The organism is Cupriavidus sp. a3 (genome assembly GCF_051015765.1).
GTDB classification, from domain to species: domain Bacteria; phylum Pseudomonadota; class Gammaproteobacteria; order Burkholderiales; family Burkholderiaceae; genus Cupriavidus; species Cupriavidus oxalaticus_A.
Genome location: NZ_CP170643.1, coordinates 3075470 through 3097604, shown reverse-complemented (window position 1 = coordinate 3097604; position 22135 = coordinate 3075470). Strand labels below are relative to the sequence as shown.

Sequence of the window (22135 nt, the reverse complement as noted above, 5' to 3'; positions counted from 1 at the left end):
AGGCGGTCCGTGTTCATGTCCATGCCGTAGACCTCCCACGGCGTGGTTTCCAGGATGCGGCGCGTCAGGTGATGGCCAATGAAGCCGTTGACGCCGAGAATCAGTACTTTCTTGCCTTGCATTGTGTTGACGATCGCATCGAAAAGAAGCGTGCCGCACGAGTGCGGCACGAAACACCGGCAGCACGCTAGCGCACGCCGGCGACGGGGAAGTTGGCCACGGCCACGCGCCGCCAGTCGCGCGCGATCACATGCATCGGCACGCGCGCGCTCAGTTCGGCAAACGTCCGCGGCGACAACAGCGCCACGGCACGCGGGCCGTGCTGCCACGCATCGACAAAGGCGTCGATGGTCGGCAGCCACTTCTGCGGCTCCTGCTCCGTGCCGAAGGCCAGTTCATCGGGCTGCGCCACCATGGTGAGCGGATGCCGCAGGTAGAAGGGCAATGTATGGTCGAGCATGCCCACGCCATAGAGCGGCATGCCGGGCCGCAGCACGCGCTCGATCGGCGCAGCCAGGGCGATGCCCGAGGCCGAGCGGCCGATGGCCTCATGGCCGAGCAGGGCAACGGTGAATGCCAGCAGCATGCCCAGCGCGTAAGCCGTGATGCTTGCCATGCGCCCGTGCCGGCGCAGCAGCCACAGCGCGGCGAGCGTGCCGGCGCAGATGAGGGCAAACGCCATCGTCACCCATACGGCGTAGGCGCGATAGAGCACGTTCGGTGTGTTGTTGGAATCGAGGTTCGCCACCACGGGACTCGCCAGCAGCCCGAGCGCGCCGATCGCCAGCATCGCCCAAAGCTGCGTGCGCCACGCCGGCACGCCGGTTTGCGCCAGCGCGGCACCGGCGAGGATCGCCAGCGCCGGGAACACCGGCAGGATGTAGCCGGGCAGCTTGGAGCCTGACAGGCTGAAGAAGGCGAAGATCGACAATGCCCACGCAGCGCACATCAGCGCGGGCTGGAACGGTGCCGGGCCGATTGTCATGGTGGTGGTCACGGTGGTCACGCTGGCCCCGGCGCGATGCCTGACGGTGCGGACCATTGCGGGCAGCACCCCAAGCCACGGCATGAACCCGCCCAGCACCAGCGGCACGAAGTACCACGGCGGACCCTGGCGCGCATGCACCGTCGACGTGTAGCGCTGCCAGTGCTCGTGCACGAAGAAGAAGTGCAGGAACTCGGGGTTGCGACGTGCCACCAGCCAGTACCACGGCACCGCCACCAGCAGCATCACCGCAATGCCCGCCAGCGCATGCAGGCGCCGCCACAGCGCCAGGTCACGCGTGACGCAGGTGTACGCCACCAGTGCCAGTCCCGGCAGCACCACCCCGACCAGCCCCTTGGTCAGCAGCGCGATACCCATCGCCGTCCAGCATGCCAGCATCCAGTTGCGTCGCGACGTTGGCGTGGTGCGGGGGTGCTGCGCCAGCAGCATGCCCGCCAGGGCGCAGGCCAGGACGCCGGAGAGCGTCATGTCGAGAGTATTGAAGTGTGCCGCGGCATTCCACATCGGCGCCGATGCCAGCACTAGCCCCGCCAGCCATCCCGCGCGCGCGCCGAACCAGCGCGCCGCCGCCAGCATCGATGCCGCCACGCCGGCCAGGCCGGCAAGCGCGACGCACAGCCGCGCCTGCCATTCGCCGATGCCGAACAGCGTATATGACACTGCCGTCACCCACAGGTGGAAGGGCGGCTTCTCGAAGTACTTCAGCCCGTCATAGCGGATCGTGACCCAGTCGCCGGTGGCCAGCATCTCGCGCGCGATCTCGGCGTAGCGGCCTTCATCCGGTCCCAGCAGGTGGCGTGCCCCCAGCGTGCCGAACCACAGCAGCGCGAACGCCAGCACCGCGAGCGCGAGCGCAATGGCGGGAATGCCTGCCACGCGCACGGCATGGTCGGGCCGCGCGGCGAGGCGCTCGGCGTGTGGCAGAACGGCGGGGCTGGCAGGGCTGGAGGGCAGGTGTGACGGCAAGGCGGCGCGGGCGGAAGAGTTGACGGCCTTGTCGGCGCCGGCGCCAGGCGCGGCGTTGAACAGGACAAGGCCTGGCAATGCGAGCGCGAGGATAAGCCGGCAACCTTAATGGCACATTAAGCTTGCAAGCGCACAATCGATCCCCTGCGTGGCGTGACGGCCGCATAACAACCCGGAACATGAGAATCCTTATTGTTGAAGACGACCCCATGCTCGGCGACGGCCTGCGGCGCGGGCTGCAGCTGCTGGACTATGCGGTCGACTGGTTCAGCACCGCCGCAGAGGCCGACCATGCGCTCGAGATGGCCGGCTATGACGCCGTGGTGCTGGACCTCGGCCTGCCCGGCGAGGACGGCATGGCGCTGCTGGCGCGCTGGCGCGCGCGCGGCTGCCGCATTCCCGTGATCGTCCTGACCGCGCGCGATGCGATCGAAAGCCGCATCGGCGGGCTCGATGCCGGCGCCGATGACTACCTGGTCAAGCCGGTCGCGCTCGACGAACTGGCCGCGCGCCTGCGCGCCGTGACACGCCGCGCCGTGGGGATGTCGTCGCCGGTGTGGAAGCACGGCGCGCTGGAATTCCATCCCGCCCGCCGGCAGGCATACTGGGCCGGCACGCCGGTGGAGCTGACCAGCCGCGAAGCCATGCTGCTCGAGTTGCTGCTGGCACACCCCAACCGCCTGCTGACGCGCGATTTCCTGCGCGACAAGCTCTATGACTGGCAGGGCGGCGTGGAAAGCAATGCGCTGGAAGTCCACATCCACCACCTGCGCCGAAAGATCCATCCCAGGATCGTGCGCACCTTCCGCGGCGCGGGCTACACGCTGGGCGCAGCCGAGGACTGCCAATGACGCTGCAGCGCCGGCTTATCCTGGCCGTGCTGATCGCCACGCCGGTGGTCTGGCTGCTGACCATCGGCCTGACCTACGTGCGCGCCCGGCATGAGATCAACGAGCTGTATGACACCGACATGGTGCGCATGGCGCTGCAGATGCACTCGGTGGCGCCGATGGTCGACCTTGCCGCCGGGCCGTCGCGCACGCGGCTGCCGCAGCTGGTGGAAGGCGACCAGGGCGATGCCGGCCTCGGCGACCTCGCCATCGCCGCGTGGCTGCCAAACGGGCAGCCGCTGCATATCGATCCGGAGGGCGACCTGCTGCCGCGCGCGCCGGGCGCGAAGGGCTTTACCGATACCGTGCTCGACCACCAGCGCTGGCGGCTGTACTACCTCGACGATCCGGATACCGGCTGGCGTGTCTGCGTCGGCCAGCAACTGGCCGAGCGCAACGAGCTGATCCTGTCCTATATCGCCGCGCAGGTGCTGCCATGGGCCGCGGGCCTGCCGCTGCTGATCGCGCTGCTGATCTGGTTCACGCGCCGCGCGATGGCGCCGGTGCGGGCGTTGTCGGCCGACATCGAACGGCGCGCGCCCGACGATCGCCAGCCGCTCAGCCTGGCGGCGGTGCCTGGCGAGCTGGTACCGCTGGTCCACGCGATGAACCGGCTGCTGGAGCGCGTGTCGGATTCGATCGAGCACGAGCGCCGCCTGACCGCCGACGCCGCGCACGAGATGCGCACGCCGCTGGCCGCGCTGAGGGCGCAATGGGAGCTTGCCGAGCGCTCGCCGGACGCCGTAGAGCGCGACCGGGCCCGCGCCAACGTCGCCGCCGGCATCGACCGCATCAGCCGGCTGGTATCGCAGCTGCTGACGCTGAGCCGGCTGGAGGATGCCTCGGCGCTGCCGTCGCGCCAGCCGGTCAGCTGGCTGCCGGTGGCGCAGCAGGCGCTGTCGGACTGCCTGGCGCTGGCGCAGCAGAAGCAGGTCGATGTGGAGCTCGAATGGCCGGAGCAGGGCGGCGAACCGCTGCCGGTCGCGGGCGATGCCAACCTGCTGTCCCTGCTGCTGCGCAACCTGCTCGACAATGCCATCCGCTACAGCCCGCCGGGCGCGCTGGTCACGGTGGATTTCGAGCCGGGCGGTATTTCCGTGCGCGACCAGGGGCCGGGCATCGCGCCCGATGTGCTGGCGCGGCTCGGCGACCGCTTCTTCCGCGGGGGCGGGGCGCACCGCGAGCATGGGCATGGCCTCGGCGTTTCCATCGCCCTGCGCGTGGCGAGGCTGCACGGACTCGACCTTGCCTTTGCCAACCGGACCGACGGCGCGACCGGACTGGTCGTGACGATCGCCCGCGGCGGCGCGCAATGAAAAACGCCCCGCACAGTTTCGTGCGGGGCGTCCTTGATTTTGCGTGGAGCGTGCCGTTCAGCGCTTGAGCTTGGCAAATGCCGCTGCCATCGCGCCCGCCGGCTCCGGCTCGCGGCGGCCGCCGCCGGAGCCCTTGCCGCCGTTACGCTGGCCGCCGCGGTCGCCGCCGCCGGCTCGCGGTGCCGCCTGGCCCGGCTCGTCGTCCAGCCGCATCGACAGTCCAATGCGATTGCGCTTGACGTCGACCTCCATCACCTTGACCTTGACGATCTGGCCGGCCTTGACTACTTCGTGCGCGTCCTTGACGAACTTGTTCGACAGCGCCGAGATGTGAACCAGGCCGTCCTGGTGCACGCCGATATCGACGAACGCGCCGAACGCCGCCACGTTGGTGACCACGCCTTCCAGCACCATGCCGGGCTGCAGGTCCTTCACGTCCTCCACGCCTTCCTGGAAGGTCGCGGTCTTGAACTCGGGGCGCGGGTCGCGGCCGGGCTTTTCCAGCTCGGACAGGATGTCGCGCACGGTCGGCAGGCCGAACGACTCGTCGGTGAACTTTTCCGGCGACAGGCCGCGCAGCGCTTCGCGGTTGCCCATCACGTCGCGCAGGCCCTTCTTGATGGCGTCCAGGATGCGTTGCACCACCGGATAGGCTTCCGGGTGCACCGATGAGCGGTCCAGCGGGTTGTCGCCATCGTTGATGCGCAGGAAGCCGGCCGCCTGCTCGAAGGTCTTGTCGCCCAGGCGCGGCACCTTCTTCAGCGCATTGCGGTTGGCAAAGGCGCCGTTGGCATCGCGGTATTCGACGATATTGCGCGCCAGCACCGTGTTCAGGCCCGATACGCGCGCCAGCAGCGGCGCCGAGGCGGTGTTGACGTCCACGCCCACGGCGTTCACGCAGTCTTCCACCACGGCATCGAGGGTACGCGCCAGTTCGCGCTGGTTCACATCGTGCTGGTACTGGCCCACGCCGATCGACTTGGGATCGATCTTGACCAGTTCGGCCAGCGGGTCCTGCAGGCGGCGTGCGATCGACACCGCGCCGCGCAGCGACACGTCCAGGTCCGGGAATTCCTTGGCGGCCAGTTCCGACGCCGAGTAGACCGATGCGCCGGCCTCGCTGACCACGATTTTGGTCAGCTTCAGCTCGGGCATCTGCTTCATCAGGTCCTGCACCAGCTTGTCGGTCTCGCGGCTGGCGGTGCCGTTGCCGATCGAGACCAGCGCGACGTTGTGCTGCTTCGCCAGGCGGGCCAGCGTGGCGAGCGAACCGTTCCAGTCGCGGCGCGGCTCGTGCGGGTAGATGGTGGCCGTGTCGAGCAGCTTGCCGGTGCTGTCGACCACCGCGATCTTGCAGCCGGTGCGGATGCCTGGGTCGACGCCCATCACGGCCTTGGGCCCGGCCGGCGCGGCCAGCAGCAGTTCATGCAGGTTGCGGCCGAACACCTTGATGGCTTCGCTTTCGGCGGTTTCGCGCAGCTGCGTCAGCAGCTCGGTTTCCAGGTGCGGCTGCACCTTCACGCGCCAGCACCAGCGGCACACGTCGCCCAGCCACTTGTCGGCGGGGCGGCCCAGCTGCTGGATGCCGACATGGCGCGCGATCATGCCTTCGCACGGGTGCGGCACCAGCGCGTCCTGTTCTTCGCCCAGGCCCAGCTTGACCATCAGCACGCCCGAATTGCGGCCGCGGAACAGCGCCAGCGCGCGGTGCGACGGTACCGTGCGGATGGTTTCGCTGTAGGCGTAGTAGTCGCGGAACTTCTCTTCCTCGGCGGTTTCCTTGCCTTCCATCACGGTGGAGGCGACCACGCCGTTGTTCCACAGGTGTTCGCGCAGCTTGCCCAGCAACTCGGCGGTCTCGCCGAACTGCTCGGACAGGATGTCGCGCGCGCCGTCCAGCGCGGCCTTCACATCGGGCACGCCGCCGTCGGCGGTCGGGTTGCCGTTGACGTACCTGGCGGCCTCGGCCTGCGGGTCCAGCGTGGGGTCGGCCAGCAGCGCCAGCGCCAGCGGTTCCAGTCCGCATTCGCGCGCGATCTGGGCGCGGGTGCGGCGCTTGGGCTTGTAGGGCAGGTAGAGGTCTTCCAGCGTCTGCTTGGTTTCGGCGGCCTCGATGGCAGCCTGCAGCTCGGGCGTGAGCTTGCCTTGCTCCTGGATCGACGCCAGGATGGCCGCGCGGCGGTCTTCCATGTCGCGCAGGTAGAGCAGTCGCTCTTCCAGGTTGCGCAGCTGCGTGTCGTCCAGGTTGCCGGTCACTTCCTTGCGGTAGCGGGCGATGAACGGGACGGTGGCGCCCTCGTCGAGCAGGTCCACGGCGGCCGCGACCTGGCGCGGCTGCACGGACAGTTCAGCCGCGATGAGCGACACGATTTTTTGCGAGACGGAAGCGGGCAGGTTGGACATCTGAAAACGCAGTCGGTCGAAAGCGGGGCATTTTGCCACAAGCGCGCCGCAGTTCGGCCACGCTTGCCGCCGGCTTCGCGCAAGGGGCGTTACCGGCATGTGCGGGGCAGGCCGCCAGGCGGCCCGGATGCTAGAATCCCGTCATGATCGTCAAGCCCCGTCAGGCCGCCGCCCTGGCTACTTCCGCGGTAACTTCTCCCGCCACCTCGCCGGCCATGCCAACTGTCGCCAACGTGCCGAAATCCGTCCTTTTCCAGGCTGCCAGCCTGGCCGTGCTGGCGCTCGCCTCCGGCGCCGCGCTGATGCCGGTGCGACCGGCGCTGGCGCAAGCTTCTGCGCCGGCCGCCGGAGCTCCGCGCGACTTCGGTGCCGAACGCAAGGCCATCGGCGATTCCCGCGCCTGGACCAACTACCGTTTTTCCGCGGCCGAGCACGAGTGCTACAGCAAGTTCTTCGTCAACAGCTGCATCGACAAGGCCAAGGAAGTCCAGCGCGAGGAGTTGCAGGTGCTGCGCAAGCGCGAACTGGAAGTCGGCGAGGCCGAACGCGCGCACCGCGCTGCCGAGCGCGACCGCGAGCAGGCGCTGCGCCGGGCCGAATTCGAGGCCAGCCAGCCGCAGCGTGCCGCCAGCGAGCAGTCCAGCCGCGCCGCGTTCGAGAAGAAGCAGCAGGAACAGCAACTGCGCGACGCGCAACGCCAGGGTGAAGCGCCGCAGCGTGCCGCCAATGCGCAGGCGTACCAGCAGAAGCAGTCCGACTATGACGCCAAGATGAAGGAGGCGCAGCAAAAGGGCGCCGAGCAGGCGCGCCAGCGCGAGGAAAACGTGAAGGCGTACGAGGCCAAGCAACGCGACCTCGAGCGGCGCCAGAAGGAACTGGAAGAGCGGCGCGCCAAGGCCAAGGAGCAGCAGGGCCAGGCGTCGGCGCCGCGCCCGTTCGGCTTCTGAGCCGATCGCACTGTGACCGTACAGCGGAGGCGCACATGGACAGCAACCTGAATACCCTGGAGCGGCGCATCATGGAGTTGCAGATCGAGCACCGCGACCTGGACTTCCTGATCGACCGGCTCGCGAGCGACGCCGTCCATGACGAGCTGCAACTGCGCCGCCTGAAGAAGCGCCGGCTGAAGCTGAAGGACGCCATCACGCTGCTGCAATTGCAGCTGGAACCCGACGTGCCGGCCTGAGCATCCGGGCCGCCCGCACCAGATGCCGCCGGCACACCGACCGGCGGCTTACACAAAGTATTCCCCCACCTTGTCCGACCTTTCCGATTCCCCCGAGCAAGACGATGCCGCCAGTGCGGACGACGCCACGGACCTGCATGACGTCGCCGCCAGCGCCATGGACGCCGCAGCCAGCCGCAGCGCCGAGCTTGGCACCATCTTTGCCGATACCGGCACGCTGGCGCAGGCCATCCCGGGCTACCGGCCGCGCGCTTCGCAGCACAAGATGGCCGATGCCGTCGCCGAGGCGATCGCGTCCAACGACACCGTCATCGTCGAGGCCGGCACCGGCACCGGCAAGACCTACGCCTACCTGGTGCCGGCCATGTTGTGGGGCGGCAAGGTCATCCTGTCCACCGGCACCAAGAACCTGCAGGACCAGCTGTTCCTGCGCGATATCCCGACGGTGCGCCATGCGCTGAACGTGCCGGTCTCGGTGGCCTTGCTCAAGGGCCGCGCCAACTACGTCTGTCACTATCACCTCGAACGCGCGCAGGCGGCCGGGCGGCTGGCATCGCGCCAGGACGCCGCGTGGCTGCGTGACATCGGTCGCTTCGTCAAGGAAACCAAGACCGGCGACAAGGCCGAGCTGGCCGCCGTGCCCGAGAACGCGCCGGTGTGGCAGATGGTGACGTCGACGCGCGACAACTGCCTGGGCTCGGAGTGCCCGTTCTACAAGGACTGCTTCGTGATGCGCGCGCGCAAGGAAGCGCAGCAGGCCGACGTGGTGGTGGTCAACCATCACCTGTTCTTCGCCGACGTGGTGCTGCGCGATACCGGCATGGCCGAGCTGCTGCCTGCCGCCAACACCGTGATCTTCGACGAAGCGCACCAGCTGCCCGAGACTGCGACGCTGTTCTTCGGCGAAACGCTGTCGACCAGCCAGCTGCTCGAGCTGGCCCGCGACACGGTGGCCGAAGGCCTGTCGCATGCGCGCGATGCGGTCGACTGGGTGGCGCTGGGCGCGCCGCTGGAGCGTGCCGCGCGCGACCTGCGGCTGGCGTTCGGCAAGGACAACGCGCGGCTGGCGCTGGGCCAGATCGAGGCCGACCGCCGCATTGCCGAGCCCTTCAATGAAACGCTCGATGCGCTGGACGAGGCGCTGTCCGCCTTCGTCGAGATGCTGGAAAGCCAGGCGGAGCGCGCCGAATCGCTGCAGCAGTGCCACCGGCGCGCGCTGGAGCTGGCCGAGCGGCTGGCGGCATGGCGCAGCGATGTCGTTGCCGCGCCCGCCGCACCGGCAGGCGAGGGCAGTGAAGGCGGCGAGGCAGCCCAGGCGCCGGCGCCCGCTGAAACCGTACGCTGGGTCGAAGTGTTCTCCCACACCGTGCAGCTGCACCGAACCCCGCTGTCGATCGCGCCGATTTTCTCGCGCCAGCGCGGCGGCCAGCCGCGTGCGTGGGTCTTTACCTCGGCCACGCTGTCGGTCAAGGGCAACTTTACGCACTATGCAGCCCAGCTTGGTCTCGACAAGGACCGTTCGCTGACGCTGCCGAGTCCGTTCGACTACGCGAAGCAGGGGCTGCTGTATGTGCCGCGCGACATGCCCGCCCCGCAGTCGCCGCAGTTCACCGATGCCGTGGTGCAGGCCGCGCTGCCGCTGATCGAAGCGGCCGGCGGGCGCACCTTCCTGCTGTGCACCACGCTGCGCGCGGTGCAGCGCGCCTCCGACCTGCTCTACGACGCCTTCGCCGAGCGCGGGCTGAACCTGCCGCTGCTGGTGCAGGGCCAGGCCAGCCGCACCGAGCTGCTCGATCGCTTCCGCGAACTGGGCAACGCCGTGCTGGTGGGCAGCCAGAGTTTCTGGGAAGGGGTGGACGTGCGCGGCGAGGCGCTGTCGCTGGTGATCATCGACAAGCTGCCGTTCGCGCCGCCCGACGACCCGGTGCTGGCCGCGCGCATGGAAGTGCTGCAGAAGAAGGGGCTGAGTCCGTTTGCCGCGCACCAGCTGCCGCATGCGGTGATCACGCTGAAGCAGGGCGCGGGGCGGTTGATCCGCTCGGAGTCCGACCGCGGCGTGCTGGCCATCTTCGACACCCGGCTGGTGGAAAAGCCCTATGGCCGCCAGATCTGGCAGAGCCTGCCGCCGTTCACGCGCACGCGCGAGGCGGCCACGGTGGTGCGCTTCCTGGAATCGCTGCGCGGGGAGGGCAAGGCGGCGCGTGCCGCGGAAGCGGGCGCGGAAGACTGAAGGGCGCACCCCTGGAAAGCAAAAACGGGACGGTCATGCGACACGTCCCGTTTTTTTATCGCCGCCCGTGGGCGTTGGCGAGGTTCAGAACACTTCCCACCAGGACTTGTCCTTGCGGCGTTCGCCGTACTTGATGAAGTCGCTTTCCGGGAAGTTCTTCTCCATCACGCGGGCGGTATCGTCGCGCAGGTCCTTCATGCCCAGCGCATCGTACGAACGGATCATGATGTACAGCGCTTCCTCGTTAGCCGGCGCGCCGTCATAGTCCTTCAGCGCCTGCTGCGCGCGGTTCACCGCGGCCAGGTAGGCGCCGCGCTTGTAGTAGTAGCGCGCGGCATGCACCTCGTGCTGGGCCAGCGAGTTGACGATGTACTGCATGCGCAGCGCGGCGTCGGGGGTGTACTTGCTGTCCGGGTACTTGGTGACCAGCGTATTGAACGCGTCGTAGGCGGCGCGTGCGGCCTTGGGGTCGCGCTCGCTCAGGTCCTGGCCGGAGAAGCGGCCCAGCCAGCCCAGGTTGTCGTTGAAGTTGATCAGCCCCTTGAGGTAGTAGGCGTAATCGATGTTGGGGTGGTTCGGGTGCAGCTGGATAAAGCGGTCCACCGCGGCCAGCGCTGCGGCCGTCTCGCCGTCCTTGTAGTTGGCGTAGGCGGTGTCGATCTGCGCCTGCTGCGCATAGCGCCCGAACGGATAGCGGCCTTCGAGCTTTTCGTACAGCTTGACGGCGCGGGTGTAGTCGCCGCCATCCAGTGCGTCCTTGGCTTCCGAATATAATTTGTTGGCCGACCAGCCGGCAGTTTCGTCGGGCTGGTCCGCCAGCAGGCCGCATGCCGACAGCATGACGCAGCCGCCTGCGAGCAGAACCGCTCCAATTGTCGCGCGCCACGGCGCGCGTTTCATGCTCTGCAATTGCATGGGCAATCGTATCCCGGATGAAGAAAAATAGCGTAAAGCATTATAGCCCAAGCCCCCAACCTCAAGCCCGACCGGGCGCGGGTGTGGGAGGACTGCCACCCGAACAGGTGCGCGCCGCCGCAGCCGTGGCCGATTCCGAGGAATTCGAGGACCTTGCCGAGGCCGCGCCGGCCAATGCCGCGCCGGGCGCCGAGGCCGGGGTAACGCTGTCCCTGGAGGTGGACAGTGCCGCGCATGGCGAACGCCTCGACAAATTGCTCGCGCGTCACTTCAGCGAGTTCTCGCGCAGCCGCCTGCAGCAGTGGATCGAAAGCGGCGCGGTGCGCGTTGACGGCCAGGTGCGGCGCCCGCGCGATGCGGTGCAGATGGGCAACCGCATCGAGGTGCAGCCGCAGGCCGCGCCCGAATCTTCTGCCTTTGCGCCGGAGGATGTGCCGCTGGACGTGGTCTATGAAGACGACACGCTGCTGATCATCAACAAGCCCGCCGGGCTGGTGGTGCATCCGGCCGCCGGCAACTGGAGCGGCACCGTGCTCAACGGGCTGCTGCATCGCGACCCGGCCGCCAGCGCCCTGCCGCGTGCGGGCATCGTGCACCGGCTCGACAAGGAAACATCTGGCCTGATGGTGGTCGCGCGCACCCTGACCGCGCAGACCGACCTGGTGCGCCAGCTGCAGGCGCGCACGGTCAAGCGCACGTACATTGCGCTGGTGTGGGGCCGCACCTACGACGAGGGCACCATCGACGCGCCGATCGGCCGCGACGCGCGCGAACGCACGCGCATGGCGGTGGTGCATACGGCCAGCGGCAAGCCCTCGCGCACGCATTTCCGCACGCTGGCCACGGTGCCGCTGGGCCGCAGCTTTGTCTCGATGGTGATGTGCAAGCTCGAGACCGGGCGCACGCACCAGATCCGCGTGCACTTCGAATCGATCGGCCATCCGCTGGTGGGCGATCCGGTCTACTTCCGCGCGACCCAGCGCGGCCAGCGTCCGGCCATCCGCGTGCCGCTGCCGGTGCCGTTCGAGCGCCAGGCGCTGCATGCGTACAAGCTTGGCCTGGTGCATCCGGCCACCGGCCGGCACATGTCGTGGACCGCGCAGCCGCCGGCGGACCTGCAGGCACTGGTCGATGCGCTCGACTTCGAAAGCGCGCAGGATGAAGAGGAAGAAGAGGCCTGGGACGAGGTGTGGGAAGGCGGTGAAGCCCACTGGGAATATGCCGGCGAGGGTGACGAGGATGAAGACGATGAGCGCGACGCCTGACTCCCAATGGCTGGTGCCCGGCTGGCCGGCGCCGGCGCGCGTGCGCGCGCTCTCGACCACACGCCATGGCGGCGTCAGCCAGGGACCGTACGGGCTTGCCGGCGGCATGCCGGGCGGGCTCAACCTGGGCACGCATGTGGGCGACGATCCGGCGGACGTCGCGCGCAATCGGGAACGGCTGGCCGCGCACCTGCCGTCGATGCCGCGCTGGCTTGACCAGGTGCATGGCTGCGCCGTGGTCACGGCCGGCCACGTGGCCGGTGCAGGCGATCAGGCCCCGCAGGCCGATGCCAGTGTCGCGAGCGCACCGGGCCATGTCTGCGCCGTGATGACGGCCGACTGCTTGCCGGTCCTGCTGTGCGATGCGCAAGGCACGGTGGTGGGTGCGGCGCACGCCGGCTGGCGCGGGCTGTGCAATGGCGTTATCGAAGCCACGCTGGCCCGCATGCAGGCCGCGGCCGGCGGTCAGGACCAGCGCTGGCTGGCGTGGCTGGGTCCGGCCATCGGGCCGGATGCGTTCGAGGTCGGCGCCGAGGTGCGCGACGCCTTCCTGGCGCAGGCGCATGCCGGCGAGCAGGCCGCTGTTGCGGCGGCTTTCCGTGCCGGTGCCCCGGGCAAGTACCTGGCCGACATCTATGCACTCGCGCGCACGCGGCTGGCACGGGCCGGCTGCACCGAGGTGTATGGCGGTGATGCCTGCACCGTCACCGACGCAGCGCGCTTCTACTCCTATCGCCGCGACGGCGTGACCGGCCGCATGGCCAGCCTGGTCTGGCTGGCCGACTGAGGCGTCAGTCCTACTTCTCCCGCGGTGTTTCCGCCACCGGCGGCGCATTGCCGCCGGCCTGCGCCGCGCGCTCGGCTTGCGCTTTGCGCCGCCGCCGCGCCGGCGTGCCCAGGATGTACAGCACCAGTGCCACCGGCGCCAGCCCATAGAACACGAACGTGGCGACGCCCGCCACCACCGTGTGCTCGGTGATCGCCATCATCAGCGCGACATAGAGCCAGCCAATGGCTACGATGTACATAAAATTTTCATCCTTCTCGCCTATCCTGCGGAGCCTCGGCGGAGGCAGGCGTGGCATACCGTCCGGTAGGTCGGGGAGCCCGTTTCGCCAGGACGGATTTCCACATTGACAGTACATACGTTGCAAGGCAACAATGGCCTCAAATGTCTCGGGATCGCTGACGATTCCAAGGGTTTTTGCCGGCAAGCATACCGCATGGCGTTGCCAGCCAGAGCGCCGCGGTAGCCGGTAAAAAGGGAGTTGCTATCGGGATGGGCGGAATCCGCCGCGCAAGCGCGGCGCCGGGGTTCCGGCGAATTATCTGGCTAGCCTGCCCGGTTCGGGTGAGGCGCGCGCCGGGTCCATCCGGATAGCATCTCCCAATGCAAAAGTGCCGGCCAGGGCAATGCCCGGAGCCGGTTCGTATAGTGACGGCAGAGAGACAATTCACATCATGGCGACCGGCAAAGGTGCGGCAGCTTCCATCCAGGAAGGCAAGTCCCAACCGTTCAAGTTCACGCCGGGGCCATTCGATCCAGCCACATGGCTGGAATGGTCCCGCCAGTGGCAGGGCACAGGAGGTAACGGCCATGCGGCCGTCGCAGGCATTCCGGGCCTGGACGCGCTCGCAGGCATGAAGATCGCCCCGGCGCAGCTGGGCGATATCCAGAAGCGCTACATGAACGACTTCGTGGCCTTGTGGCAGGCCATGGCCGAGGGTAATCCCGACGCCGCGGGGCCGCTGCATGACCGGCGCTTCGCCGGCGAGGCGTGGCGCAATAACGTTCCTTATCGCTTCGCCGCCGCGTTCTACCTGCTCAACGCACGCGCCATGACCGAGCTGGCCGACGCTGTCGAGGCCGATGCCAAGACGCGCCAGCGCATCCGCTTTGCGATCTCGCAATGGGTCGATGCCATGTCGCCGGCCAATTTCCTGGTCACCAACCCCGAAGCGCAGCGGCTGCTGATCGAATCGGGCGGCGAATCGCTGCGCGCCGGCGTGCGCAACATGCTCGAAGACCTGACGCGCGGCAAGATTTCGCAGACCGACGAGACCGCGTTCGAGGTCGGCCGCAACGTTGCCGTGACCGAAGGTGCGGTGGTCTATGAAAACGAATACTTCCAGCTGCTGCAATACAAGCCGCTGACCGCCAAGGTCCATGCGCGCCCGCTGCTGCTGGTGCCGCCGTGCATCAACAAGTACTACATCCTTGACCTGCAGCCGGAAAGCTCGCTGGTGCGGCATGCGGTGGAGCAGGGCCATACGGTGTTCCTGGTGTCGTGGCGCAATCCCGATGCCAGCCTTGCGGCCGCCACCTGGGACGATTACATCGAGCACGGCGCCATCAAGGCCATCGAGGTTGCGCGCGATATCGGCGGCCAGGACCAGATCAACGTGCTGGGCTTCTGCGTGGGCGGCACCATCGTCTCGACCGCGCTGGCAGTGCTGGCCGCGCGCGGCGAGCATCCGGCCTCGAGCCTGACGCTGCTGACCACGCTGCTCGATTTCGCCGATACCGGCATCCTCGACGTGTTCGTGGACGAAGCCCATGTGCAGCTGCGCGAAGCCACGCTGGGCGGTGGTGCCGGCGCACCCTGCTCGCTGCTGCGCGGGCTGGAGCTGGCCAATACCTTCTCGTTCCTGCGCCCGAACGACCTGGTGTGGAACTACGTGGTCGACAACTACCTGAAGGGCAACACGCCGGTGCCGTTCGACCTGCTGTTCTGGAATGGCGACGCCACCAACCTGCCGGGCCCGTGGTACTGCTGGTACCTGCGCCACACCTACCTGCAGGACGAGCTGAAGGTGCCCAACAAGCTGACCGTGTGCAACGTGCCGGTCGACCTGGGCAGCATCGACACGCCGACGTATCTCTACGGCTCGCGCGAGGACCATATCGTGCCGTGGACCGCCGCCTATGCCTCGACCGCGCTGCTGAAGAACAAGGTGCGCTTCGTGCTGGGCGCATCCGGGCATATCGCTGGCGTGATCAACCCGCCGGCCAAGAACAAGCGCAGCCACTGGACCAACGACAAGCTGGCGGCATCGCCGCAGCAATGGCTGGCCGATGCCACCGAGCACCACGGCAGCTGGTGGCCAGACTGGATGGCATGGCTTGCCGGCCATGCCGGTGCCAAGCGCGCCGCGCCCGCCGAGTACGGCAACGCGCGCTATCCCGTGATCGAACCCGCGCCTGGGCGTTACGTCAAAGCCAAGGCATGATGCTTGCATGATGGCCGGGCCGCCACACTGGCGGCATCGGCTGCCGCGCAGGCTTTCCATTTCCATCGAAAGGACTACACCATGACTGACGTTGTCATCGTTTCCGCGGCCCGTACCGCAGTAGGCAAGTTTGGCGGATCGCTGGCCAAGATCCCGGCCCCCGAACTGGGCGCAGTAGTCATCAAGGCGGCGCTGGAGCGTGCCGGCATCAAGCCGGAACAAGTCAGCGAAGTCATCATGGGCCAGGTGCTCGCCGCCGGCTCGGGCCAGAACCCGGCGCGCCAGGCGTCGATCAAGGCCGGCCTGCCGGCTATGGTGCCGGCCATGACCATCAACAAGGTTTGCGGCTCGGGCCTGAAGGCCGTGATGCTGGCGGCCAATGCCATCGCTGCCGGCGACGCCGAGATCGTGGTGGCCGGCGGCCAGGAAAACATGAGCGCCGCTCCGCACGTGCTGCCGGGCTCGCGCGACGGCTTCCGCATGGGCGATACCAAGCTGGTCGACACCATGATCGTCGATGGCCTGTGGGATGTGTACAACCAGTACCACATGGGCATTACCGCCGAGAACGTCGCCAAGGAATACGGCATCACGCGCGAGGCGCAGGATGAATTTGCCGTCGGCTCGCAGAACAAGGCCGAGGCCGCGCAGAAGGCCGGCAAGTTCGACGAGGAAATCGTGCCGGTGCTGATCCCGCAGCGCAAGGGTGACCCGGTCGCGTTCAAGACCGACGAGTTTGTCCGCCAAGGCGCCACGCTGGACAGCATGTCCGGCCTGAAGCCCGCCTTCGACAAGGCCGGCTCGGTGACCGCGGCAAATGCCTCGGGCCTGAACGACGGCGCCGCCGCGGTGGTGGTGATGTCGGCGGCCAAGGCCAAGGAACTGGGCCTGACGCCGCTGGCCACGATCAAGAGCTTCGCCAACGCCGGCGTCGATCCCAAGGTGATGGGCATGGGCCCGGTGCCGGCTTCCAAGCGCGCGCTGTCGCGTGCCGGCTGGACGCCGCAGGACCTCGACCTGATGGAAATCAACGAGGCCTTTGCCGCGCAGGCGCTGGCGGTGCACCAGCAGATGGGCTGGGATACCTCCAAGGTCAACGTCAACGGCGGCGCCATCGCCATCGGTCACCCGATTGGTGCATCGGGCTGCCGTATCCTGGTGACGCTGCTGCACGAGATGAAGCGCCGCGACGCCAAGAAGGGCCTGGCCTCGCTGTGCATCGGCGGCGGCATGGGCGTGGCGCTGGCGGTTGAGCGCAACTGATCCGCAACCAGTTCGGTATCAAGCGGCAACGAATCAGCAGTAGGCCGGGCCAGCGGTCCTCGCGGGCCCGGCAACGATAACGAAGAGCCAATCAAGGAGTGGACATGACTCAGCGCATTGCGTATGTGACCGGCGGCATGGGCGGCATCGGGACCGCCATTTGCCAGCGCCTGGCCAAGGATGGCTTTCGTGTGGTGGCCGGCTGCGGCCCCAACTCGCCGCGCCGTGAAAAGTGGATCGAGCAGCAGAAGGCGCTCGGTTTCGATTTCGTTGCCTCGGAAGGCAACGTTGCCGACTGGGATTCGACCAAGGCCGCTTTCGACAAAGTCAAGGCCGAGGTTGGCGAGGTCGATGTGCTGATCAACAACGCCGGCATCACGCGCGACGTGGTGTTCCGCAAGATGACGCGCGCCGACTGGGATGCGGTGATCGACACCAACCTGACCTCGCTGTTCAACGTCACCAAGCAGGTGATCGACGGCATGGTCGACCGTGGCTGGGGCCGGATCGTCAATATCTCGTCGGTGAACGGCCAGAAGGGCCAGTTCGGCCAGACCAACTACTCCACCGCCAAGGCCGGCCTGCACGGCTTCACCATGGCGCTGGCGCAGGAAGTGGCGACCAAGGGTGTGACGGTCAACACCGTTTCGCCGGGCTATATCGCCACCGACATGGTCAAGGCGATCCGCCAGGACGTGCTCGACAAGATCGTCGCCACGATCCCGGTGAAGCGCCTGGGCGAGCCGGACGAGATCGCTTCGATCTGCGCCTGGCTGTCGTCCGATGAGTCCGGTTTCTCGACCGGCGCCGACTTCTCGCTGAACGGCGGCCTGCACATGGGCTGACCTGCCGGCGTGATCGGCAACCGCGCCGGCGGCCGCATTTTGCGGTGCAGCCAGCGCGGCGCACAAGGCGGCGGAGGTTTGGTTTCGCTGTCTCTTTCGCGGGCCGCAAGGGCCCGCGAATCATTTCCGCGCAGCGGTTTGTCTGCCGATTTGGCGTGGGTTTACCGGGTTTTCCTTAAGCTGGGTCGCTTTTCTTAGTGCTGTGTTGGGCATAGAATCAGGGCAGCGGCGCAGCCAGCACCATAGTCGTGCAGTGCGGCCCTCGCGGGGGCGAGGTGGCGAAGCCGCAACGCGCAGCCATGCGCGAACACGCCGCGGCAAGCCGACACGACAAACACAGATGGCGCAGGCGGTACCGATTTGCGCAGTGCACCCCATGCGGTGCAGCAGCGCGCAATCAGCGACGACACAAGGACAGAGCACCGATGGCCACGACCAAAAAAGGCGCAGAGCGACTGATCAAGAAGTATCCGAACCGCAGGCTCTACGACACCCAGACCAGCACCTATATCACCCTGGCTGACGTCAAGCAGCTGGTCATGGATTCCGAAGAATTCAAGGTCGTTGACGCCAAGTCGGGGGATGAACTGACCCGCAGCATCTTGCTGCAGATCATCCTTGAAGAAGAGACCGGCGGCGTGCCGATGTTCTCCAGTGCCATGCTGTCGCAGATCATCCGGTTCTACGGCCATGCCATGCAGGGCATGATGGGCACCTACCTGGAAAAGAACATCCAGGCCTTTATCGATATCCAGAACAAGCTGGCCGAGAATTCCAAGGGCCTGTATTCGGGCGAGGCCTTCAGCCCCGACATGTGGTCGCAGTTCATGAACATGCAGGGCCCGATGATGCAGGGCATGATGAGCAACTACATCGAGCAGAGCAAGAACCTGTTCGTGCAGATGCAGGAACAGATGCAGAACCAGGCCAAGAATATGTTCGGGACGTTCCCGTTCAACCAGCCGGACAAGAAGTAATCGACGTGGCGGCGGGCCGTTCGGCCTGCCGCTTTTCCTGTGCGCTGTCGATAAACAGCCCCGTCGTGCAGCGCAGCGGCCAAAGCGGTTAAAATGCCGACCTCCTGAACTGGCGGCTCATTTGCGGACTCGCCTGCATAGCGCGAATCCCGATGCCTTCCAGAATCCACCGTCCTTGCCATTTATGCGCCCGCGAAGCCGGCGCACGCCGCCTGGCGCACTCCTGATCATGAGCCGGCTGATCCTCGCTCCGATGGAGGGGCTTGCGGACTACGTCCTGCGCGACGTGCTGACTGGCCTTGGCGGCTACGACGGCTGCGTGTCGGAGTTCGTGCGGGTGACGGGCTCGCTGCTTCCCGCCCGTGTCTATGAGCGCGATACGCCCGAAACCCTGCAGGGCGGCTACACCAACAGCGGTACGCCGATGGTGATCCAGCTGCTAGGCAGCGACCCAGAATGGCTGGCGCGCAATGCCGCGTATGCCGCGACCTTGTCGCCCCACGGCATCGACCTGAATTTCGGCTGTCCGGCGAAGGTCGTCAACCGGCATGGCGGCGGCGCCATGCTGCTCGGGCAACCTGACTTGCTGAACCGCATCGTGGCCGCAGTACGCGCCGCGGTGCCGGCGCATATCTCCGTGACCGCCAAGATGCGGCTGGGCATTTCCGATACCGCTCTCGCGCTGGACTGCGCCGCCGCGCTGGCGGAGGGCGGGGCGGCGTCGCTGGTGGTGCATGCGCGCACGCGCGACGACGGCTACCGGCCGCCCGCGCATTGGGAGTGGATCGCGCGGATCGCCGAGGCCATCGACATTCCGGTCATTGCCAACGGCGACGTCTGGACCGTCGCCGACTGGGAGCGCTGTTGCGCAGTGACCGGTTGCGACGATGTGATGATCGGGCGCGGCGCGGTCTCCGACCCTTTCCTGGTCCGGCGCATCCGCGGCCAGATGGAGCGCACGCCGTCCGCCGCCGAATGGCCGCTGGTGCTGCGCCAGATCTCGCTGTACCTGAAGAAGCTGCACGAACGGATCTCGTCCTGCCATGAGCACGGCCGGGTCAAGCTCTGGCTCAGCTACCTGAAGCGGACCTGGCCGCAGGCCACCGAACTGCATGACGCAATCCGGCGCATGCAGGACTCGGCCGAGATCGCGCGTCTGCTGCTGAGTGTTCCCGGCGCCTCTCCGATTCCTGGCTGAACCAGCCATCAAGTGTGGCGTCAGGCGCCGGCAAAGACTGGCAAACGGGTAAAATACGCGATTGGCCTGCATCGCCTGGCGCCCGATCGCCCGCGCGATAACCGGATATACTCCGCCGCGCCTGCCCCACATTCGTATCGCACCGTGAAAAACCCTTCAGAATCAACGACCCAGAAAGACAGTAGTCCGCGCGTGGGTTTCGTTTCGCTCGGCTGTCCCAAGGCCCTGGTCGACTCCGAGCAGATCATCACCCAGCTGCGCGCCGAGGGCTATGCCATCAGCGGCACCTATGACGGCGCCGACCTGGTGGTGGTCAATACCTGCGGCTTTATCGACGAGGCTGTGCAGGAAAGCCTGGACGCCATCGGCGAGGCGCTGACCGAGAACGGCAAGGTCATCGTGACCGGCTGCCTCGGTGCCAAGAAGGATGCGGCGGGGCACGACATCGTGTCGTCGGTGCACCCCAAGGTGCTGGCCGTGACCGGCCCGCATGCGCTGGGCGAAGTGATGCAGGCCGTGCACACGCACCTGCCGAAGCCGCACGACCCGTTTACCGACCTGGTGCCGGCCGCCGGCATCAAGCTGACGCCCAAGCACTACGCCTACCTGAAGATTTCGGAAGGCTGCAACCATCGCTGCTCGTTCTGCATCATCCCGTCGATGCGTGGCGACCTGGTGTCGCGCCCGGTGGCCGAGGTCATGCTGGAGGCCGAGAATCTGTTCAAGGCCGGCGTCAAGGAACTGCTGGTGATCTCGCAGGACACCAGCGCCTATGGCGTCGACGTCAAGTACCGCACCGGCTTCTGGAACGGCCGTCCGCTCAAGACCCGCATGACCGAACTGGTGGCGGCGCTGGGCGAACTGGCCGCGCAGTACGGCGCCTGGGTGCGCCTGCACTACGTCTATCCGTACCCGCACGTCGACGAGATCATCCCGCTGATGAACAACGGCCACGTGCTGCCGTACCTGGACGTGCCGCTGCAGCACGCCCACCCGGACGTGCTCAAGCGCATGAAGCGCCCGGCCAACGCCGAAAAGACCATGGACCGCATCCGTGCCTGGCGCGAGATCTGCCCCGAGCTGACCATCCGCAGCACCTTTATCGCCGGCTTCCCGGGCGAGACCGAGGCCGAGTTCCAGACGCTGCTGGACTTTATCGCCGAGGCCGAGCTGGACCGCGTCGGCTGCTTTGCATACTCGCCGGTGGAAGGCGCCACGGCCAACGACCTGCCGGGCGCGCTGCCCGACGAGGTGCGCGAGGAGCGCCGCGCCCGCTTCATGGAAGTGGCCGAGGAAGTGTCCGCGCGCCGGCTGCAGCGCAAGGTCGGCCAGACCCTGCGCGTGCTGGTCGACGAGGTCAACCAGGACGGCGGCATCGGCCGTTCGTCGGCGGATGCGCCGGAAATCGACGGCCTGGTCTATATCGCGCCGCCGGAGCGTACCTCGCAGCGCTATCGCGCAGGCGAGTTCGTCGACGTGAAGATCACGGGCGCCGATGGTCACGACCTGTGGGGCGAGGTCTGAGCTAGTCCTGCCGGACGAGGCGGGGCGCGGCGCGATTAGGTAAAAGTACGGTCGTTCGTTTCTGCGCGGGCGCCGCTATACTGTGCAGCGCAACAAACCTCCTGGGAGACAAGTCATGACGCGTGAAGTCGTAGTGGTGAGCGGTGTCCGTACCGCGATCGGGACCTTTGGCGGCAGCCTGAAGGACGTGGCGCCGGCCGAACTGGGCGCGCTGGTGGTGCGCGAGGCGCTGGCAACGTGATCCAGACCGAGCCGCGCGACATGTACCTGGGCCGCGTTGCCGCGGTCAACGGCGGGGTTTCGATCAACGCGCCCGCGCTGACCGTGAACCGCCTGTGCGGCTCGGGCCTGCAGGCCATCGTCAGCGCCGCGCAGACCATCCTGCTGGGCGATGCCAACGTCGCCATCGGCGGCGGTGCCGAAAGCATGAGCCGCGCCCCGTACCTGGCGCCCGCGGCCCGCTGGGGCGCCCGCATGGGCGACGCCGGCCTGGTCGACATGATGCTGGGCGCGCTGCACGACCCGTTCCACCGCATCCACATGGGTGTCACGGCCGAGAACGTGGCCAGGGAATACGACATTTCGCGTGCGCAGCAGGACGAAGCCGCGCTGGAATCGCACCGCCGCGCGTCCGCCGCGATCAAGGCCGGCTATTTCAGGGACCAGATCGTCCCGGTGGTGAGCAAGGGCCGCAAGGGCGATGTGACGTTCGACACCGACGAGCACGTGCGCCATGACGCGACCATGGACGACATGACCAAGCTCAAGCCGGTGTTCGCCAAGGAAAACGGCACCGTCACGGCCGGCAATGCCTCGGGCCTGAACGATGCCGCCGCCGCAGTGGTGATGATGGAGCGCGCCGAGGCCGAGCGCCGCGGCCTGAAGCCGCTGGCGCGCCTGGTCTCGTACGGCCATGCCGG

Annotated in this window: 17 protein-coding genes and 1 pseudogene; 14 read left to right on the top strand and 4 right to left on the bottom strand. The window is 67.4% G+C overall.

Annotated elements, in window-relative coordinates; all coding sequences use genetic code 11:
* Positions 1–187: 187 nt before the first annotated feature.
* Positions 188–1930 (bottom strand): ArnT family glycosyltransferase, encoded by a 1743-nt coding sequence (locus tag ACAD63_RS14880; protein WP_195429654.1) that lies wholly within the window; start codon positions 1928–1930, stop codon positions 188–190.
* 221 nt (positions 1931–2151) lie between these two features.
* Here ACAD63_RS14880 and ACAD63_RS14875 point away from each other — a divergent pair, with 221 nt between their 5' ends.
* Both ACAD63_RS14875 and ACAD63_RS14870 read left to right on the top strand, forming a co-directional pair.
* Positions 2152–2823: a response regulator gene (locus ACAD63_RS14875; protein ID WP_133096831.1), complete on the top strand. Its 672-nt coding sequence runs from the start codon at positions 2152–2154 to the stop codon at positions 2821–2823.
* Positions 2820–4178, top strand: coding sequence for an ATP-binding protein (locus tag ACAD63_RS14870; protein WP_135705022.1), 1359 nt, complete (start codon positions 2820–2822; stop codon positions 4176–4178). Before ACAD63_RS14875 ends, ACAD63_RS14870 begins: the two co-directional genes overlap by 4 nt.
* 57 nt (positions 4179–4235) lie before the next feature.
* On the opposite strand, the gene ACAD63_RS14865 is transcribed toward ACAD63_RS14870, so the two are convergent.
* Positions 4236–6581, bottom strand: coding sequence for a Tex family protein (locus ACAD63_RS14865; RefSeq protein WP_135705023.1), 2346 nt, complete (start codon positions 6579–6581; stop codon positions 4236–4238).
* Positions 6582–6724: 143 nt separating this feature from the next.
* Here ACAD63_RS14865 and ACAD63_RS14860 point away from each other — a divergent pair, with 143 nt between their 5' ends.
* The 3 genes from ACAD63_RS14860 (at position 6725) to ACAD63_RS14850 (ending at position 9997) form a co-directional block, all read left to right on the top strand.
* Complete coding sequence (locus ACAD63_RS14860) at positions 6725–7528, top strand: hypothetical protein (RefSeq protein WP_135705024.1); 804 nt, start codon at positions 6725–6727, stop codon at positions 7526–7528.
* 35 nt (positions 7529–7563) lie between these two features.
* Positions 7564–7767: a DUF465 domain-containing protein gene (locus ACAD63_RS14855; protein WP_013956445.1), complete on the top strand. Its 204-nt coding sequence runs from the start codon at positions 7564–7566 to the stop codon at positions 7765–7767.
* A gap of 70 nt (positions 7768–7837) precedes the next feature.
* A complete protein-coding gene (locus tag ACAD63_RS14850; protein ID WP_434032903.1) occupies positions 7838–9997 on the top strand; it encodes an ATP-dependent DNA helicase in 2160 nt (719 codons plus the stop codon).
* 84 nt (positions 9998–10081) lie between these two features.
* On the opposite strand, the gene ACAD63_RS14845 is transcribed toward ACAD63_RS14850, so the two are convergent.
* On the bottom strand, positions 10082–10912 hold the full coding sequence (locus tag ACAD63_RS14845) for an outer membrane protein assembly factor BamD (RefSeq protein WP_133096836.1): 831 nt from the start codon (positions 10910–10912) through the stop codon (positions 10082–10084).
* A 17-nt stretch (positions 10913–10929) separates the two neighbouring features.
* Between ACAD63_RS14845 and ACAD63_RS14840 the strand changes: the two genes are divergently transcribed.
* Together ACAD63_RS14840 and pgeF are read left to right on the top strand one after the other, a co-directional pair.
* A complete protein-coding gene (locus ACAD63_RS14840) occupies positions 10930–12177 on the top strand; it encodes an RluA family pseudouridine synthase (protein WP_195429513.1) in 1248 nt (415 codons plus the stop codon).
* Positions 12161–12964 (top strand): peptidoglycan editing factor PgeF, encoded by an 804-nt coding sequence (pgeF, locus tag ACAD63_RS14835; RefSeq protein WP_434032902.1) that lies wholly within the window; start codon positions 12161–12163, stop codon positions 12962–12964. The genes ACAD63_RS14840 and pgeF overlap by 17 nt, the downstream gene beginning before the upstream one ends.
* Positions 12965–12974: 10 nt before the next feature.
* On the opposite strand, the gene ACAD63_RS14830 is transcribed toward pgeF, so the two are convergent.
* Complete coding sequence (locus ACAD63_RS14830) at positions 12975–13205, bottom strand: hypothetical protein (protein ID WP_434032901.1); 231 nt, start codon at positions 13203–13205, stop codon at positions 12975–12977.
* A gap of 433 nt (positions 13206–13638) precedes the next feature.
* Between ACAD63_RS14830 and phaC the strand changes: the two genes are divergently transcribed.
* The 7 genes and pseudogenes from phaC to ACAD63_RS14795 all read left to right on the top strand — a co-directional run.
* Positions 13639–15408 carry a class I poly(R)-hydroxyalkanoic acid synthase gene (phaC, locus tag ACAD63_RS14825; RefSeq protein WP_135705029.1) on the top strand — a complete coding sequence of 590 codons (1770 nt, stop codon included), beginning with the start codon at positions 13639–13641 and terminating at the stop codon, positions 15406–15408.
* A gap of 81 nt (positions 15409–15489) precedes the next feature.
* Entirely contained in the window at positions 15490–16671 is a 1182-nt protein-coding gene (locus ACAD63_RS14820; RefSeq protein ID WP_133096841.1) for an acetyl-CoA C-acetyltransferase, read from the top strand.
* A 104-nt stretch (positions 16672–16775) separates the two neighbouring features.
* Positions 16776–17516, top strand: coding sequence for a 3-ketoacyl-ACP reductase (locus ACAD63_RS14815; protein WP_135705030.1), 741 nt, complete (start codon positions 16776–16778; stop codon positions 17514–17516).
* A 425-nt stretch (positions 17517–17941) separates the two neighbouring features.
* Positions 17942–18493, top strand: a complete 552-nt coding sequence (phaR, locus tag ACAD63_RS14810; RefSeq protein WP_018004481.1) for a polyhydroxyalkanoate synthesis repressor PhaR — start codon at positions 17942–17944, stop codon at positions 18491–18493.
* Positions 18494–18722: 229 nt separating this feature from the next.
* On the top strand, positions 18723–19691 hold the full coding sequence (locus ACAD63_RS14805) for a tRNA dihydrouridine synthase (protein ID WP_135705031.1): 969 nt from the start codon (positions 18723–18725) through the stop codon (positions 19689–19691).
* 144 nt (positions 19692–19835) lie between these two features.
* Positions 19836–21215, top strand: coding sequence for a 30S ribosomal protein S12 methylthiotransferase RimO (gene rimO, locus ACAD63_RS14800; RefSeq protein ID WP_135705032.1), 1380 nt, complete (start codon positions 19836–19838; stop codon positions 21213–21215).
* Between the two features lie 115 nt (positions 21216–21330).
* Positions 21331–22135: pseudogene (locus ACAD63_RS14795) on the top strand (acetyl-CoA C-acyltransferase); the annotation flags it as partial.